The following is a 13,888-nucleotide window of genomic DNA, read 5'->3' as shown; positions in this document are numbered from 1 at the left end:
TTTCCGATAGCTGCATCATGGTGCGGAAAGCTTGAGAGCCGTTTAGTGCTTTGCTTAAAATTGCAGATAATAGCCGATTATTCTGTGTCGATACGGCACTGATAGCAATTGTTGCGGGCAGAACGCACATGCACATAGGCAACATCCGCGCGTTCGAGAAGGTGCCGTGCGCGTGACACGATTTCGCCCGTCGCCGTCACCGCGCCGGTGCCGTAAACGATGCGGTCGTCGGCGCCATATCCGCGGATGATGTAATCCGGGCTGTTCAGCATCGGTGGAACGGTCTGCGTTTGCGGATAGCGCGCGCAGGCATCTGCATGCAGAAATATGGGCCCCGTTTCCGCATAGGGTTGCAGCGAAGGAAAGGGCCGGTAGGCGAGGATCAGCATTCTTTCCCCTTCACCGATCTGTGAAAGACAATGGCGGCAGGGCATGCCGCCCGGTGAAACGGCCTGTTCCGGCGGGTTGCCATAGGCGTCGGGCGCTCCCGCCCGGAAGGCCTCGGCTTCGTTAGCCGGCATTGCAGTAAAGACGAGATTGGCCATGACAGGCTCCTTCCGGTTCGGGATCGGCGTTGCTTGTTTGCAGCTATGATCCCGAAATGGAGCACTATCCACCCGATTCTTGACAGGCGATGCAACCAGCCCATTGCGTCATTCGTTAGCTTCGGGAATCAGTGACGCTCCTCGTTTCCGGAAGGTCTGATTTTATGTTGCGTCGTTTTCTGGCCGCCGTTCCGCTGGCTTTCGTTTCGTTGACGGCTCCGATCGAGGCGAAGGCACAGCTTGCCTCCGGTCTTGATGGCCTGTCCGACGACCAGCTGCAGCAGGCGGTCAATTTCGTCATCGGCAACGCGATCTTCTCGCTCTATCACGAGGGCGCGCGCATGCTGATTTCGGATTTCGGCACGCCGCATACCGGCAGCGCGCAGGCCCCGGCCGACCAGCTGGCGGGCACGCTCATCCTTCAGGCCAATGAGGAGTGGCTCGATACCGCGCTCGTCAACGCCACAGACAGCTGGTATCTGGCGCGGGAAGCAGAGACCTTGCCCGAGCACGAAGCACCGGTCTTTTCCGCGCTGGTGCCGGACAGGAGCCGCGACCGCAACATGGCCTGCCTGATGGTCGGCCGCGACAAGGACGGTTATGGCGATCTGGCCGCCATGATGGGGCTGGACAACGCACAATTCGGCAAATGCGCTGCCGCCTATCCGGGCGTTGCTTCGGCCTGGGAGAATTTTCTCGCGCCTTACCGCAGCCAGGCGTCGTCCAAATTCACCATCAGTTACGTGCCGCCGCGCGATCCCGAGCTTGAACCCTATGCCATCATGGTCAGGGAATCGAAGGTCCTCGATCTCATCAGCCGCAGCTTCGGCGCTTATGCCCTGAAGGGGGACGTCAAGTTGACGGCCAAATCCTGCGGCCGTCCCGATGTCTACTGGTCGGCGGAAAAGCGCGAAATTACCTATTGCTACGAGCTCGGCAAGTTTCAGGCGGAACTGATTGCCGATCACCTGCTGAACACCGTCACGGAAGACAAAGGTGCCGCCGGCGGGCAAATCCCGACAGCCGCCGTTAATCTGGAACGGGAAATCTGAGGCCGGTCGCCCGACGCTGGTGATCTGCCTCCTGAAATGGGAGGAGAGTGCCATGCCGAAGGTTGTCGTTCGCAATTTCGCCATTTCGCTTGACGGATATGGCGCAGGACCGGACCAAAGCCTGCAGAACCCGTTGGGTGTGAACGGCGAAGAGCTGCACGAATGGGCCTTCAAGACCCGCACCTTTCACCGCATGTTCGGCAAGGACGGCGGTTCGACTGGCACGGACGAGGATTTTTCCGAAAAGAGCTTCGAGAATATCGGCGCGTGGATTCTGGGGCGTAATATGTTCGGTCCGGTGCGCGGCGCATGGCCGGATGAAAGCTGGAAGGGCTGGTGGGGTGAGGAGCCGCCCTATCACGTTCCGGTTTTCGTCCTGACGCATCATGCGCGCCCGTCCTTCACCATGAAGGGCGGCACCGTGTTTCATTTCGTCACCGACGGCATCGAGGCGGCCCTCGACAGGGCGCTGGCGGCGGCGAACGGCAAGGATGTCCGTATCGGCGGCGGCGTTTCCACCATCCGGCAATATATGGCGGCGGGCATGATCGATGAGTTGCACCTGGCGCTCGCGCCGGTTTTTCTCGGCAAGGGGGAGCTGCTTTTCGAAGGGCTGGACTTGCCCGCGCTCGGTTACCGCTGCACGGGAACGGTGGCGGGCGAGGGCGCGACGCACCTGATTATCGACAAGGCGTGAGGGCTGCGCCGTTCAAGGTATCCTCACCAACACCGCGTGGCTGTTTCCTGCGCTGACATTTTCCGCACCCTATTCCTGTGCTGGTCACAGAAATAAGGGGAGTGAAGTGATCGGGAACGGCACATGCGGCACCCGGTCAGCCGGAACCTCAATTGCGCAGCGAAATTTCCAGAAGCTCGGTATCGGCAAGCGGCTCCACCCAGGCCTCATAGGTGCCGACGGGTGAAAAGCCCATCATCTGGTAAAGCTGCAATGCGCGCGGATGGTCAAGCGTGTTGGTGGTCACCGTCACCCGCTGCGGATTGTCCTGCCAGGCGGCGTAAAGCGCCTGCAAGAGAAACCACTTGCCGACGCCTGCGCCGATCGCCTCTTCGAGCAGCCCGAAATAGGAAAGCTCGGTCACATCGTCGCTCGCCTTGTGCAGTTCGAAGAAACCGGCGGGCGCGCCGTTCATGTAAAGAACCGTGACGCTGTTTTTCGGATCGCGCAGGATGGCGGAAAGCTCGGCATCGCTCATCCGCATGCGCTTTTGCCAGTGCCAGCGTTTCCCCACCCGCCAGTAGAGATAGCGGTAGAAATGCAGGGGAATATTGTTGACGCGCATCAGCGCCGTCTGGATGTTGACGGGGATCGGCAGGCTGACCTTCGGTGGCGCGGTCATTTCCAGCTGCGTCACATGCGCTTTCAGGGGCCCGTGCGAAATGGCGGGCAGGGGATCGGCAGCGCCGGTCACAACAGGCGTATCCTGCAATCCACCCCATTCCGACCAGGAACCGTCATAAAGCGAATTGTCGGAATGGCCGAGCGATTCCAGCGCCAGCGTGATGACGGCGGCGGTGACGCCCGAGCCGCAACTGGTGACGACGGGCTTCGAAAGATCGATGCCGGCATCGGTCACCATCTTGCGGATGGCGGTCAGGTCCTTGAAGTGGCCATTTTCGGAAAAGGCTGTCGCGGGCAGGCTGCGTGCGCCGGGCATGTGGCCGGAACGCATGCCGGCACGCGGCTCGGCCTCGTCGCCCGTAAAGCGTCCGGCGCCACGGGCATCGGCGATCTGCTTTTCGCCGCTATCGACAATGCCGCGCATGGCGCCAAGCGAGGTCACGCGCTTCTCGTTGAAGTCAGGCGTAAAGGTTGCGGGTTCGATCTCCGGCGTACCGGTGTCAAGCGGCCGGCCTTCGCGCTTCCAGCCATCGAGGCCGCCATCCAGCACATAGGCCTTGCGCACGCCCATCACCCGCAGCATCCACCACACACGCGGTGCGGAAAAGAAGCCGGGGCCGTCATAGACCACGATCGTATCGGTGTCGCTGAGGCCGAGCGCGCCGGCCTGTTCCGCGAAGAATTCCGGCGAGGGCAGGGAGTGCGGCAGGCCGGTCGTGTGATCGGCAATCTTGTCCTGATCGAAGAAAACGGCGCCGGGCAGGTGACCGGCCGCGAATTCTTCCGCGCCATTGCGCTTGTGCGCCGGCAGATACCAGGAAGCATCCACGAGACGAAACCCGGCCGTGCCGAGCTGCTTTTCCACCCAGTCCGCCGAAACGACGAAACGGCTCTTATCCGTGCTCACGATGTCTCTCCCGATCTCAGGCAACAGCTTCAGGCGCGCCGAAACGAATGCGGAAGCGCCTGTTCTCCTTGCCCTTCTTTTCTATCTTGGCAATGTGAATATCGCCCACTTCCTGCGTTTCGGAAACATGGGTGCCGCCGCAGGGCTGGCTGTCGATGCTGGAGTTTTCGCCGATGCAGACGAGGCTGACCCGGCCGAGGCCCATTGGCGGGCGTACATTCTTGGATTTGACGATGCCCGGATTGGCAGCCAACTCCTCGTCGGTGATCCATTGCAGGAAGATGGGATGGTTGGCTTTCACCAGCTCCATCAGCTTGGCCGTCACCTCATCCTTGTCGATGGTTTCCGACATGTCGAAATCGACACGCGATTCGTCCTCGCCGACGGCAGCGCCGGTGATCGGCCACTGGCAGACGACGGAGAGCAGATGGCAGGCGGTGTGCATGCGCATCAGCTTGTAGCGGCGTGGCCAGTCCACATGCAGGGTCAGCTTTTCGCCGACTTCAGGCGAGGGCTGGCCTTCAAGCGGCACATGGACGATTACGCTCTTGTCGGCACCGTTTCTGGTGATGCCGAGTTCGATGCGCGAACCATCCGCCCGCTCGAGAAAGCCGCTATCGCCCGGCTGGCCGCCGGAGGTCGCATAAAAGCAGGTCTGGTCGAATTCTATGCCGCCATCCTCATGCACCGCCGTGACGATCGCTTCTGCGGTGGAAAGATAAAAATCGTCACGGAACAGGGCATTCACAGGCATTTCGGCATGTCCTCAAACGGTTTCGTACGGAACCGCAATCTCGCTTTTTGTCGCCAGCCACTGCGGAACGGGAAGGCCCTTGGAGCGCAGGAAATCCGGATTGAACAGCTTCGACTGATAACGATTGCCGTAGTCGCACAGTATCGTCACGATTGTATGCCCCGGACCGAGCTCGCGGGCAAGGCGGATTGCGCCGGCAATGTTGATGCCGGAGGAACCGCCGAGGCAAAGCCCTTCCTTCGTGACGAGATCGAACAGCACCGGCAGCGCTTCCGTATCCGAGACGCGATAGGAGAAATCCGGGGTGAAGCCTTCCAGATTGGCGGTGATGCGACCCTGTCCGATACCTTCGGTGATGGAGGAACCTTCGGATTTCAGCACGCCGTTCTTGTAATATTCGTAGAGCGCGGCGCCTTCAGGGTCGGCAAGGCCGATCTTGATATCAGGGTTGAAATCGCGCAGGCCATCGGCCACGCCCGCCAGCGTTCCGCCTGATCCGACCGAGCATATGAAGCCATCGACCTTGCCGTCCGTCTGGTCCCAGATCTCAGGGGCCGTCGTTTCGATATGGGCCTGACGATTGGCGATATTGTCGAACTGGTTGGCCCAGATCGCACCGTTCTCATCGGTCGCGGCAAGCTGTTTTGCCAGCCGGCCGGAAACCTTCACGTAATTGTTCGGGTTGGAATAGGGGGCGGCCGGAACTTCGACCAGCTTTGCGCCGAGAAGCTTCAGCGCGTCCTTCTTTTCCTGGCTCTGCGTCTCGGGAATGACGATGACCGTCTTGTAGCCCAGCGCATTGGCGACCAGCGACAGGCCGATGCCGGTATTGCCTGCCGTGCCTTCCACGATGGTGCCGCCCGGGCGCAGCTGCCCGCGCCGTTCGGCGTCGCGGATGATATAGAGCGCGGCGCGATCCTTCACCGACTGGCCGGGATTGAGGAATTCCGCCTTGCCGAGGATTTCGCACCCCGTCGCTTCAGAAGCGGCTTTCAGACGGATGAGCGGCGTATTGCCGATGGCACTGAGCGCAGAGGGATGAATGGTCATGATCGAGCCTTCTTGTCTGAGCGGAAATTAGGTGCCGTTATGTCCCGTTACAACCGCCTCAAGGCAAGAAATTATCTTCCCGGCTTTGGCTTAGCCACGCAAAATTTTGCCGATACCCAATTTTATGCGGTCTTCTTCAGCGCGGCATAGGCGGCAAGCGCTCTTTCCCGCGCCTTTGCATGGTCGACGATCGGCAGCGGATAGGTCTTGCCAAGCTCGACACCCGCCTTCTTCAGCACCTCCTTCGGTGCTTCGAATGGCTTGTGAATATATTTCCGCTCAAGCTTTTCAAGCTCCGGCACAAAACGGCGCACGTAGTCGCCATCACCGTCGAATTTCTCACCCTGCAGGATCGGGTTGAAAATGCGGAAGAATGGCGAGGCATCCGCCCCCGAACCCGCCACCCATTGCCAGTTGGCGGCATTGGAGGCCGGGTCGGCATCGACAAGCGTATCGCGGAACCATTTCTCGCCTTTCCTCCAGTCGATCAACAGATGTTTGATGAGAAAGGAGGCCGCGATCATGCGCACCCGGTTGTGCATGGTGCCGTGTTTCCATAATTGCCGCATCCCGGCATCGACGATGGGATAGCCCGTCATGCCGCGCGTCCAGGCTTTGAAGGATTTCTCATCGTCGCGCCAGCCGAAGGCATCGAAACTGTCGTTCCAGTTTTTCTCGTCCAGTTCGGGGAAATGAAACAGCAGGTGATAGCAGAATTCCCGCCAGGCGATTTCCTTGCGGAAACGGCTGATATCGTTTGAGGCCATGTGGCGGGAAAGCCCCTTCGTCGCGTGCCAGACGGTGGCGGGCGATATTTCCCCCAAGGCCAGATGCGGCGAGAGCATCGAGGTCGCGTCCTTTGCCGGAAAATCGCGACCTTCTTCATAACCCTTCAGGGCGCCATCGATGAAGCCATCGAGTTTCTCCTGCGCGCCGTCTTCTCCGGGCGCCCAGACCTCGCTGAAGTGCTTCGCCCAGTCCGGCTTGACCGGCAGCAGCTTCCAGTCATCGAGCTTTTCCGATTTCGGCCACGTCTTCAGTGCCTTCAGGCTCTTCGGCGTCTGCGCCGGGGCATGCGGCTCCTCGCCACCCTCCAGTGCCCGCCAGAAGGGCGTATAGACCCGGTAAGGCCCGCCGGACTTCGTCTGCAGCCGCGACGGCTCATGCAGCAGGTGGCCGGAAAAGCTGCGGACCGTCAGGCCGTTGTCGCGCAGTTTCTGCTTCAGCGCCCTGTCGGTGGCCACGCCAGCCGGATCGTAACGCCGGTTCCAGAAAACGGTATCAGCGCCGGTGTCGGATATCAGTTGCAGAAGTGTCTTTTCGGCCTCGCCGCTTAGAAACAGAAGACGGCTGCCGCTTTTTTCCAGCGCGGCGGAAAGCGAGGCAAGCGAATGGTGAAGCCACCACTCCTGAGCACCGCCCAGCGGGCCAGAGGATTTTTCCCTGACATAGACGGGAATGATGGGGCCGCCGTGATCCACAGCTGCGAGAAGGGCAAGATTGTCCGAAAGGCGCAGATCCCTGCGGAACCAGACGATGACGGGGGAGGCTGTTGTCGGCATGAAGGGACCCGGTTCACTTCCGCTTGAACGAGTGTTGAAACGCTTTGTTCCGCAAATCGGCTAGAATGGAAAGATGGGGCACATGGTTTCTCGGGGGGTATTTTTTCACCCTTGAAACCGCAGGTGAAGGGAACCAACTGGAGGAGCCGGCGTTTGTCGCGGGTTAATAGAGCATGGAAGTGCAATCAATGTTGCTGAATGACGTTAAGTGGGAAAAGCCCGTTACCATCTCCCTTGAAAACGGCGCTCCCCGGATTTTCAACGGCGTTTACGAAGCCTTCGATTTTTTGCAGCACGAATGGCCCGAACGGGGCGACAAGGTGCATGAACAGGCGCTGCGTCTGTGCCGCGCTTCGCTGATGGGCGACGTGGCGGGCGAAATCGCCCGCACGGCCTTCGTAGCAGCCAGCCGGCAGGCGCAATGCCTGATGGAGGACAAGGCGGAAGCGCAGAACAGGATCGCATCCTGAACCGGTTGAGGACTGATGCATTGGGAGGCCACCCGGCAGAATCGGGTGGTCTTGTTTTTTGGAGGTCAGGAATCGGGTTGTTTCGGACGCAGGATATGGCATCGTGTGCGCCCGAAAGCGGATGAATGAATGCGATGACCAACCACTACGGCTATATTGTTTTTCCCACGGCGCTTGGCCATTGCGGCCTCGCGTGGGCGGGGCGCGGCATCGCCCGTCTGCAATTGCCCGGCGCCGATGCCGGCGAAACCGAAAAGCTTCTCCTGAAACGTCTGCCGTCATCCACAATTGCGGTTCCCGAAACACGCACGCGTGAGGTGATCGCGATGATCACCCGTTATTTCAGCGGTGAGCCGATCGATTTTGCCACCGTCGAACTCGATCTTGCCGGGCAGGATCGTTTCTTTCTCGATGTCTACGCGGTTGCCCGGCAGATCGGCTGGGGCCGCACGACGACCTATGGCGGTATCGTGAAGGATCTTGGCCTCGGCATGGAGAAGGCCCGCGACGTTGGCCAGGCCATGGCGAAAAACCCGGTGCCGCTGATCATTCCCTGCCACCGGGTTCTGGCCGCTGGCGGCCGGCTGGGCGGCTTTTCCGCACCCGGCGGAACCACCACCAAACTGCGCATGCTTGATCTCGAAAATGCCGGCCGCAGCCGCGCCGATGAGGCGCAGGGCAGCCTGTTTTGAAGCAATGACAGATCAGGTCGCATGAATAGGCGTCTGATTTCTGCCCATTTCTCGTCAAATTGTCGCTAAATTGTCACAATACACGGGCGCCCTCTAACATAAGGGCGAGACGTTTGAGAGTATCCGCGTTAATTCTATCCGCTGCCTTGGCTTTTACAGTCGTGGCGCCGGCCTCCGCCGGCATGCTGAACCAGGCAGAGAAATACACCGGGCTGCACGAGTCCAGGAACAACAAGAGCCTGAAGAACATTCTGGGGGCCAATCCCCGCAGCACCCCGTGGTGTGGTCTCTTCCTGCATGCCGTCGCCAGCAAGGCCGGCCGGCAGTCTCCCAAATCCTATGGATTTGCGAAATCCTGGAGTTCTTTCGGTTATGCCGTGCCGGTGGGCGAAGCCAAGCCGGGTGACGTTGTCGTCATTCGCAACGGCCGCGGCTACCACGCCGGTATCCTGAAGAGCATGAGCGGCAAGACCGCCAAAATCCTCGGTGGCAATCAGTCCGGCCGGGTGCAGGTTTCCAACTTCAGCCGCAAGGCCATTGTTTCCGTCCGCCGCTGACGGCCGACAGCAGTATATGTCTTATAAAGGCGGGCCATGACCCGCCTTATCCGTTTCAGGAAGCCTATGGCTGCTCCCTGACGCCCGGTGCAGCCTCTCGCTGGTCGTCGTCCTCCAGATCAGTGGCGACGATAAAAGCGTCCTCGTGCTGGCGTGCGGCCTGTCGACGGGCGCGCAGGCTCATGGTCTCGTCCGGATAAATCTCGCCCTCCCTGTCCTTGAGTTCGCTGTCGGTTTCAAAACGCGCCACGTCGTCGTCGCGAATGTCGAGCGGTTCGGTTTTCGGCTTTTGCGGGGTGCTCATGGAAGATTCTCCTGCGGGTTCCTGCAGACAAAACGATCTTCACTCGATGCCGGTTCCCTTTTGCGAGGAAAAGCGCGTTCACAGACGGCTGCGCGGAACAAAGTCTGGCTTTTTCTGTTTTTTCAGTGGCACAATAAAACAGCTGCAACACGAAGAGGGAGGCCCGTTATGAGCCAGGATCGCGAAGCCGCAATCCGTGAAAAAGCGCGCGCAATATGGGAGAGGGAGGGAAGACCGGACGGGCACCACGAACGACACTGGATCGAAGCGGAGCGGGAACTCTCGGCAGGTGCGGAAACCGCAAAGACCAGCGGCAGGAACGGCGTGAAGAAATCCGCTGCCGCCAAGGCTTCGGCCGAAAAAGCGCCCGCGAAGAAGACGCCGGCAAAAAAGCCTACGGCGGCAAAAGCCAAATCCCCGGCGGTCAAATCGCTTGAGAAGGAGCAGAAAGCCGCAGGTAACAGAAAAGAAGACGATCTGACCGAGAGCCTTGAGGAGAGCTTCCCGGCAAGTGATCCGCCGGCGCTTACCAACGCCACGAAGGCCACCAAGCGGGCGGTCAGGAAGAGCTGATTGGCTGGAGCCCGCCATCCGGCGGGCAGGAAAATGCCATGAGCCGGATCGGGCGAATGCAACTGCACTTCGCTCTTCAAAACATGTTTTTGAGAGAAATGGCTCCCCGGGCCGGATTCGAACCGGCGACCTGTCGATTAACAGTCGAATGCTCTACCGCTGAGCTACCAGGGAACGTGCGCTGCTTGGCGCGGTGTGAGCGGGGTAATACAAATGCTTTTCCGATTTGCCAAGCGCTTTTTTCAAAAAAAACGCATTCCTCTTGTTTTATCTCGCCGGAGTCCCGATTTTCCGGGCTTATCGGCACTGAAAAAATTATCCACAGGCCGAATGCAAAAGGGCAGGATGGCATGAAATTCGGTATGGACCACAAGACGGGTCGTCTCAATGTCGGGAAATGGAGTCTTGCCATGCCACGTTCGCGTGTCGGCAGGATCGCCACCGGCTCCGCTCTGGTGGTTGGCGGAACGCTGGGTTTTTTACCCGTCCTCGGTTTCTGGATGATTCCGCTCGGTCTCGTCGTTCTCTCGCATGATCTGCCGGCGGTGCGCCGCAGGCGACGGCGGCTGGCGGTGTGGTGGGCCTCGCGACAGAACCGCCGGGAAACCCGCAGCAGGGACCGCCAGTAGGCCTTATCCGGCAATCGAGCTGCTGATGCCCTGTCCGGCCCAGAAGGCGGCATAGGCGAGCGCTGCGAAATAAATCGCCGTCAGGCCGAGAAACAGGTAGCCGCCAAGCACGGTGACGCCGTCCCTCTGGATCATGCCGGCCGAAAACAGCAGGATGGCAACCCCCGGCAGGGTGTTGGAAAAGGGAATGAAGCCGAGCGGCATCATCAGCAGCACACCCGCCGTCATCAGCGCGAGCCCGTTTATCCTGTTGGCGACGATGCCCGTCGTCAGCGCCGGAATACGCGGACGAATGAAACGGTCGAGCTTGGAGACGATGGCGACACCCTTCCGGAGCGCCGGCACCAGCTTTGCCGTTTCCATCTGCCGGTCGAGAATCTTCGCCGGCAGCCAGGGCAGGCGGTTCAGCGTGATCGCGAGGCTGACAAGGATGATCGCCGCGCCGAAAACGGTGCTGACGCCGGGAATGGAGACCGGAATGAGAAAGGGCAGGGAGGCAATGGCGCAGATGAGCAACAGGCCCTGTTCGCCGATCGCTTCCATCAGTTCGCGCAACGTGATCGTCTGGCCCTGCAGCTTGCCTATCAGCTTTTCCAGCGTGGTGCTGAGCTTTTCAGACGTATCAGTGAATGCGAATTCGTTCGTCATGCCGCTTCCCGGAAGTTGTTTTAACTCCGGGTTTGATACCATTCATCCTGCCTGATGCCTATCACTGATAGAAAAGGAACATCCGGCTTCCGGTGGCGTCATTCGTCTCGCTAGTGGGAAACCCAGCTGCTGTAGGCCCCGGCAAGAAGAACCACCAGCAGGATAACGAGTATGACCGGATTGATCGACGTAATGAAGTTTACATAGTCCATGATAACTTCCTCCTCTTTCCTCCGGGTTCCATTCTACAGCAAAAAGGCGAGTTTATCTACCTCAGGGTGAAATTTCGCATCGCAGCAACCGATGGCCTGTGCCGACTGGAATTGTTCGTCTTTCTCATTTTTCGCGATGCAAAAATAAATCTTCCAACATTTGCCATTCTCTTGCGTTGTGTCTAATCCTGCTGCTGCGTCGGCTCTTCTCGGTCCGCCGCGCGCCATCGCAAATCGCGTGAATAACCGTCGATATGCCTTGGTTTTCCTGCCCGCCTTCGCTCCGAAACACTTTTCCCGGGGACATGAAATGCTGAAAAACATCTATGCCTGGACGATGGCGCTTGCGGCGCGCAAAACCGCCGTGTGGTGGCTGGCGATCGTCGCTTTCGTGGAAAGCTCGGTTTTCGTCGTGCCGGCGGATGTGCTTTTCCTGCCCATGGTGCTGGCCAAGCCGAAAAAGGCGATGTTTTATGCGCTTGTGGCCACGGTCGCCTCGGTTCTCGGCGGCATCGCCGGCTGGTTCCTCGGTCATTATGCCTTTGAAAGCATCGCGCGGCCCATTCTGGAATTTTACGGCAAGCTCGACAGTTTCGAACACCTGAAGAACTCGGTGGACTACGAGACCATCGTTCTCCTGCTGGTGACATCGGGGCTCGCGCACCTGCCGCCGATCAAGGTGGTGACGATCCTCTCCGGTGCGGCCAATATCAGCCTCGGCCTGTTCATTCTCTCAGCCGTCGTCACGCGCGGCGCACGCTTTTTCATCCTTGCCGGATTGCTGCAGAAATACGGTGAACCGGTGCGCCATTTCATCGAAAAACGCCTCGGCGCCATCACGGCGGCGGCGGCCGCAGCGCTCATCGCGGTCTATGCGGTCTATGTTTTTGTGCGCTGATCGAACGCAATTTTTCTACTCTTACAATACTGTCGCATAACTTTCAGCCTGCTGTCAGAATCCGTCTGTATCGGTTCTCCTGTCGAGTAAGGGAACCGTTTTATTATGCGAAGATTTTGGAAGTGCTCCTTTTGGGGCATGGGCGTTGCTGTGCTTGCGGCAGGCGGATATCTTTATGCCATCCAGCTCCTCGGGAATTTTCACGAGGTGGTTGCCGGTCAGCTTTACCGCTCCAACCAGCCGAGCAACGAAGAGCTTGTCCGCTACACCAGGGATCACGGCATCAAGACGGTCATCAATCTGCGCGGGCCAAACGAATCCAAGGCCTGGTATCGCGATGAGGTCGAAACCGCGCGCGAACTCGGGCTGCGGCATATTGATTTCGGCATGTCCGCCAGTCAGGAACTCGACATGAGCAGGGTGAACGAGCTGGTCGCGATCATGCGCGATGCACCGAAACCCATTCTCATCCATTGCAAGGCCGGCGCCGACCGCACGGGCCTCGCCACCGCCCTTTATCTCAGCCGCGTCGCGCGTCTCGGCGAAAAGGAAGCGGAGAGCCAGCTTTCGGTGCGTTACGGCCACATCGGCATTCCCTATCTCTCCGCGACCTATGCCATGGACCAGACCTGGGAAAATGTGGAGCATATGCCGATTACCGACGACTTCGCCATAGCGTCGAACGAGTTCTGAAGGCGTTAGGGTCAAGCTTCTCCAAAATCGTGGATCGTCTCCCGCAAAGGGATTGCGTTCGTCCTGGTTGCTGATGTGATTGGGGCGGGCGCAACTCCGTTTTTCCAGTCTAGCGCACGGGCGGGTGATGACGTGACGTGACGGTGGATCAGTATCTGGCCCGCAAGGTAGACGATCAGCCAGATATAAGCGCGTCACATATAGCTTGATAAAGCATATGGCTGGCAGGTGCAGTGCGCTCACCCGCGTCCGGCTTCCCGCGACTGCAGGCGAACCCAATTGGTGGCAAACGGCCGGTTCAGTCGCTTCCGAGATCCGGTTTCCAGCCGCGTGTATATCCCTTTCCCATGATGGCAACCGCAAGGGAGAGCTGTTCCTGCAAATGTTCGATTTCACCAAGCAGTGTTTCCACGGCCGCCTTCGCATCGCCGTCATGGCACTGGATGATGAAGCCAGCTATGTCGTCAGGCCGTACAGGAGTGATTTTCGCAGCGTCGGACATATTGGTGACCTCTCTTTTGTTCACTAAATGTTCTAATTTTGATGGAGAGTCAACAAAGCAATGCGTGCCGTCCTTCTCTTTGATGAAAGACGGGTGGCACGAACAGGGAGGACAAATCCTGAACCTGTTCATTCGAGCGGTATTCATCGACAACGGCTTGCCCATCAGTCTTCGGCTTGAGCAACTCTAGGCGGCGTGGTTTGCGCCGGCGGCGCCGACTGAAGAAGATCGGCAGATGAGACGGACCGGCAAGGGCTGCGTCAAAAAGCCCGTGCCTGAATGTATGAATGAAGTTGCTGAAACAGCAGCTTTGACGTAGCTCTTCCATGAGAAGTCGTACAAATAATAGCCTGGAAATATTCAAAATGACGGATTGGAATTGGGTAGACTTGTTCCCTTTGGTCTTCTTCCCGTTCAAGATTCTCGTGTTGGGCACGGGCATGTTCTTCGCCATCAAATGGCATCATGATCAGGCGAAGA

The 13,888-nt window shown here is 59.0% G+C and carries 18 protein-coding genes and 1 tRNA gene; 9 read left to right on the top strand and 10 right to left on the bottom strand.

Annotated features, from left to right (window positions below; translation table 11 throughout):
• Positions 1-77 precede the first annotated feature (77 nt).
• A complete protein-coding gene (locus N434_RS16100; RefSeq protein WP_110759237.1) occupies positions 78-545 on the bottom strand; it encodes a DUF1203 domain-containing protein in 468 nt (155 codons plus the stop codon).
• A 164-nt stretch (positions 546-709) separates the two neighbouring features.
• Between N434_RS16100 and N434_RS16095 the strand changes: the two genes are divergently transcribed.
• Positions 710-1,597 (top strand): DUF4344 domain-containing metallopeptidase, encoded by an 888-nt coding sequence (locus N434_RS16095; RefSeq protein ID WP_065115400.1) that lies wholly within the window; start codon positions 710-712, stop codon positions 1,595-1,597.
• A gap of 52 nt (positions 1,598-1,649) precedes the next feature.
• Positions 1,650-2,294 carry a dihydrofolate reductase family protein gene (locus N434_RS16090; RefSeq protein ID WP_065115401.1) on the top strand — a complete coding sequence of 215 codons (645 nt, stop codon included), beginning with the start codon at positions 1,650-1,652 and terminating at the stop codon, positions 2,292-2,294.
• Positions 2,295-2,442: 148 nt separating this feature from the next.
• Here the strand turns inward: N434_RS16090 and sseA are convergent, their stop codons facing one another.
• The 4 genes from sseA to N434_RS16070 form a co-directional block, all read right to left on the bottom strand.
• The gene (gene sseA / locus N434_RS16085) at positions 2,443-3,864 is read right to left on the bottom strand and encodes a 3-mercaptopyruvate sulfurtransferase (protein ID WP_110759235.1); all 1,422 of its coding nucleotides are present in this window, start codon (positions 3,862-3,864) and stop codon (positions 2,443-2,445) included.
• A 16-nt stretch (positions 3,865-3,880) separates the two neighbouring features.
• Positions 3,881-4,618, bottom strand: coding sequence for an alanyl-tRNA editing protein (locus N434_RS16080; protein ID WP_110759233.1), 738 nt, complete (start codon positions 4,616-4,618; stop codon positions 3,881-3,883).
• A gap of 12 nt (positions 4,619-4,630) precedes the next feature.
• Positions 4,631-5,668 carry a cysteine synthase A gene (locus tag N434_RS16075; RefSeq protein WP_110759231.1) on the bottom strand — a complete coding sequence of 346 codons (1,038 nt, stop codon included), beginning with the start codon at positions 5,666-5,668 and terminating at the stop codon, positions 4,631-4,633.
• 122 nt (positions 5,669-5,790) lie between these two features.
• A complete protein-coding gene (locus tag N434_RS16070) occupies positions 5,791-7,230 on the bottom strand; it encodes a cryptochrome/photolyase family protein (protein WP_110759229.1) in 1,440 nt (479 codons plus the stop codon).
• Between the two features lie 188 nt (positions 7,231-7,418).
• Here N434_RS16070 and N434_RS16065 point away from each other — a divergent pair, with 188 nt between their 5' ends.
• From N434_RS16065 to N434_RS16055, 3 genes are all read left to right on the top strand, one after another.
• Positions 7,419-7,700 carry a DUF982 domain-containing protein gene (locus N434_RS16065; RefSeq protein ID WP_065115406.1) on the top strand — a complete coding sequence of 94 codons (282 nt, stop codon included), beginning with the start codon at positions 7,419-7,421 and terminating at the stop codon, positions 7,698-7,700.
• 134 nt (positions 7,701-7,834) lie between these two features.
• Entirely contained in the window at positions 7,835-8,392 is a 558-nt protein-coding gene (locus tag N434_RS16060; protein WP_065116184.1) for a methylated-DNA--[protein]-cysteine S-methyltransferase, read from the top strand.
• 113 nt (positions 8,393-8,505) lie between these two features.
• Complete coding sequence (locus tag N434_RS16055) at positions 8,506-8,949, top strand: TIGR02594 family protein (RefSeq protein ID WP_077767630.1); 444 nt, start codon at positions 8,506-8,508, stop codon at positions 8,947-8,949.
• 64 nt (positions 8,950-9,013) lie between these two features.
• Here the strand turns inward: N434_RS16055 and N434_RS16050 are convergent, their stop codons facing one another.
• Positions 9,014-9,253, bottom strand: coding sequence for a hypothetical protein (locus N434_RS16050; protein ID WP_110759228.1), 240 nt, complete (start codon positions 9,251-9,253; stop codon positions 9,014-9,016).
• 168 nt (positions 9,254-9,421) lie between these two features.
• Here N434_RS16050 and N434_RS16045 point away from each other — a divergent pair, with 168 nt between their 5' ends.
• The gene (locus N434_RS16045) at positions 9,422-9,826 is read left to right on the top strand and encodes a DUF2934 domain-containing protein (protein ID WP_065115408.1); all 405 of its coding nucleotides are present in this window, start codon (positions 9,422-9,424) and stop codon (positions 9,824-9,826) included.
• 99 nt (positions 9,827-9,925) lie between these two features.
• On the opposite strand, the gene N434_RS16040 is transcribed toward N434_RS16045, so the two are convergent.
• Positions 9,926-10,000 (bottom strand) — tRNA-Asn (locus tag N434_RS16040).
• A gap of 176 nt (positions 10,001-10,176) precedes the next feature.
• Here N434_RS16040 and N434_RS16035 point away from each other — a divergent pair.
• Complete coding sequence (locus N434_RS16035; RefSeq protein ID WP_065115409.1) at positions 10,177-10,455, top strand: hypothetical protein; 279 nt, start codon at positions 10,177-10,179, stop codon at positions 10,453-10,455.
• A gap of 3 nt (positions 10,456-10,458) precedes the next feature.
• Here N434_RS16035 and N434_RS16030 read toward each other — a convergent pair whose 3' ends face one another.
• A complete protein-coding gene (locus N434_RS16030) occupies positions 10,459-11,103 on the bottom strand; it encodes an exopolysaccharide biosynthesis protein (RefSeq protein ID WP_065115410.1) in 645 nt (214 codons plus the stop codon).
• Positions 11,104-11,625: 522 nt separating this feature from the next.
• Between N434_RS16030 and N434_RS16020 the strand changes: the two genes are divergently transcribed.
• Both N434_RS16020 and N434_RS16015 read left to right on the top strand, forming a co-directional pair.
• Positions 11,626-12,213: a YqaA family protein gene (locus N434_RS16020; RefSeq protein WP_065116186.1), complete on the top strand. Its 588-nt coding sequence runs from the start codon at positions 11,626-11,628 to the stop codon at positions 12,211-12,213.
• A 138-nt stretch (positions 12,214-12,351) separates the two neighbouring features.
• Positions 12,352-12,906 carry a dual specificity protein phosphatase family protein gene (locus N434_RS16015; RefSeq protein ID WP_065115412.1) on the top strand — a complete coding sequence of 185 codons (555 nt, stop codon included), beginning with the start codon at positions 12,352-12,354 and terminating at the stop codon, positions 12,904-12,906.
• A 298-nt stretch (positions 12,907-13,204) separates the two neighbouring features.
• Here N434_RS16015 and N434_RS16010 read toward each other — a convergent pair whose 3' ends face one another.
• Both N434_RS16010 and N434_RS25810 read right to left on the bottom strand, forming a co-directional pair.
• Positions 13,205-13,408: a hypothetical protein gene (locus tag N434_RS16010; protein ID WP_110759224.1), complete on the bottom strand. Its 204-nt coding sequence runs from the start codon at positions 13,406-13,408 to the stop codon at positions 13,205-13,207.
• A gap of 49 nt (positions 13,409-13,457) precedes the next feature.
• Positions 13,458-13,862, bottom strand: a complete 405-nt coding sequence (locus tag N434_RS25810) for a hypothetical protein (protein WP_181423995.1) — start codon at positions 13,860-13,862, stop codon at positions 13,458-13,460.
• Positions 13,863-13,888 lie beyond the last annotated feature (26 nt).

Origin of the sequence: Rhizobium sp. UGM030330-04, assembly GCF_003208455.1 — a bacterium.
Lineage (GTDB): Bacteria > Pseudomonadota > Alphaproteobacteria > Rhizobiales > Rhizobiaceae > Agrobacterium > Agrobacterium rhizogenes_A.
This window is presented reverse-complemented; position numbering and strand designations above follow the sequence as displayed.

What these genes read in the sequence shown, in the direction of transcription:
- N434_RS16100 (WP_110759237.1), bottom strand. Translation starts at nt 545, where the DNA reads ATGGCCAATCTCGTCTTTACTGCAATGCCGGCTAACGAAGCCGAGGCC.
- N434_RS16095 (WP_065115400.1), top strand. Translation starts at nt 710, where the DNA reads ATGTTGCGTCGTTTTCTGGCCGCCGTTCCGCTGGCTTTCGTTTCGTTG.
- N434_RS16090 (WP_065115401.1), top strand. Translation starts at nt 1,650, where the DNA reads ATGCCGAAGGTTGTCGTTCGCAATTTCGCCATTTCGCTTGACGGATAT.
- N434_RS16080 (WP_110759233.1), bottom strand. Translation starts at nt 4,618, where the DNA reads ATGCCTGTGAATGCCCTGTTCCGTGACGATTTTTATCTTTCCACCGCA.
- N434_RS16075 (WP_110759231.1), bottom strand. Translation starts at nt 5,668, where the DNA reads ATGACCATTCATCCCTCTGCGCTCAGTGCCATCGGCAATACGCCGCTC.
- N434_RS16070 (WP_110759229.1), bottom strand. Translation starts at nt 7,230, where the DNA reads ATGCCGACAACAGCCTCCCCCGTCATCGTCTGGTTCCGCAGGGATCTG.
- N434_RS16065 (WP_065115406.1), top strand. Translation starts at nt 7,419, where the DNA reads ATGTTGCTGAATGACGTTAAGTGGGAAAAGCCCGTTACCATCTCCCTT.
- N434_RS16060 (WP_065116184.1), top strand. Translation starts at nt 7,835, where the DNA reads ATGACCAACCACTACGGCTATATTGTTTTTCCCACGGCGCTTGGCCAT.
- N434_RS16050 (WP_110759228.1), bottom strand. Translation starts at nt 9,253, where the DNA reads ATGAGCACCCCGCAAAAGCCGAAAACCGAACCGCTCGACATTCGCGAC.
- N434_RS16045 (WP_065115408.1), top strand. Translation starts at nt 9,422, where the DNA reads ATGAGCCAGGATCGCGAAGCCGCAATCCGTGAAAAAGCGCGCGCAATA.
- N434_RS16035 (WP_065115409.1), top strand. Translation starts at nt 10,177, where the DNA reads ATGAAATTCGGTATGGACCACAAGACGGGTCGTCTCAATGTCGGGAAA.
- N434_RS16030 (WP_065115410.1), bottom strand. Translation starts at nt 11,103, where the DNA reads ATGACGAACGAATTCGCATTCACTGATACGTCTGAAAAGCTCAGCACC.
- N434_RS16020 (WP_065116186.1), top strand. Translation starts at nt 11,626, where the DNA reads ATGCTGAAAAACATCTATGCCTGGACGATGGCGCTTGCGGCGCGCAAA.
- N434_RS16015 (WP_065115412.1), top strand. Translation starts at nt 12,352, where the DNA reads ATGGGCGTTGCTGTGCTTGCGGCAGGCGGATATCTTTATGCCATCCAG.
- N434_RS16010 (WP_110759224.1), bottom strand. Translation starts at nt 13,408, where the DNA reads ATGTCCGACGCTGCGAAAATCACTCCTGTACGGCCTGACGACATAGCT.
- N434_RS25810 (WP_181423995.1), bottom strand. Translation starts at nt 13,862, where the DNA reads ATGGCGAAGAACATGCCCGTGCCCAACACGAGAATCTTGAACGGGAAG.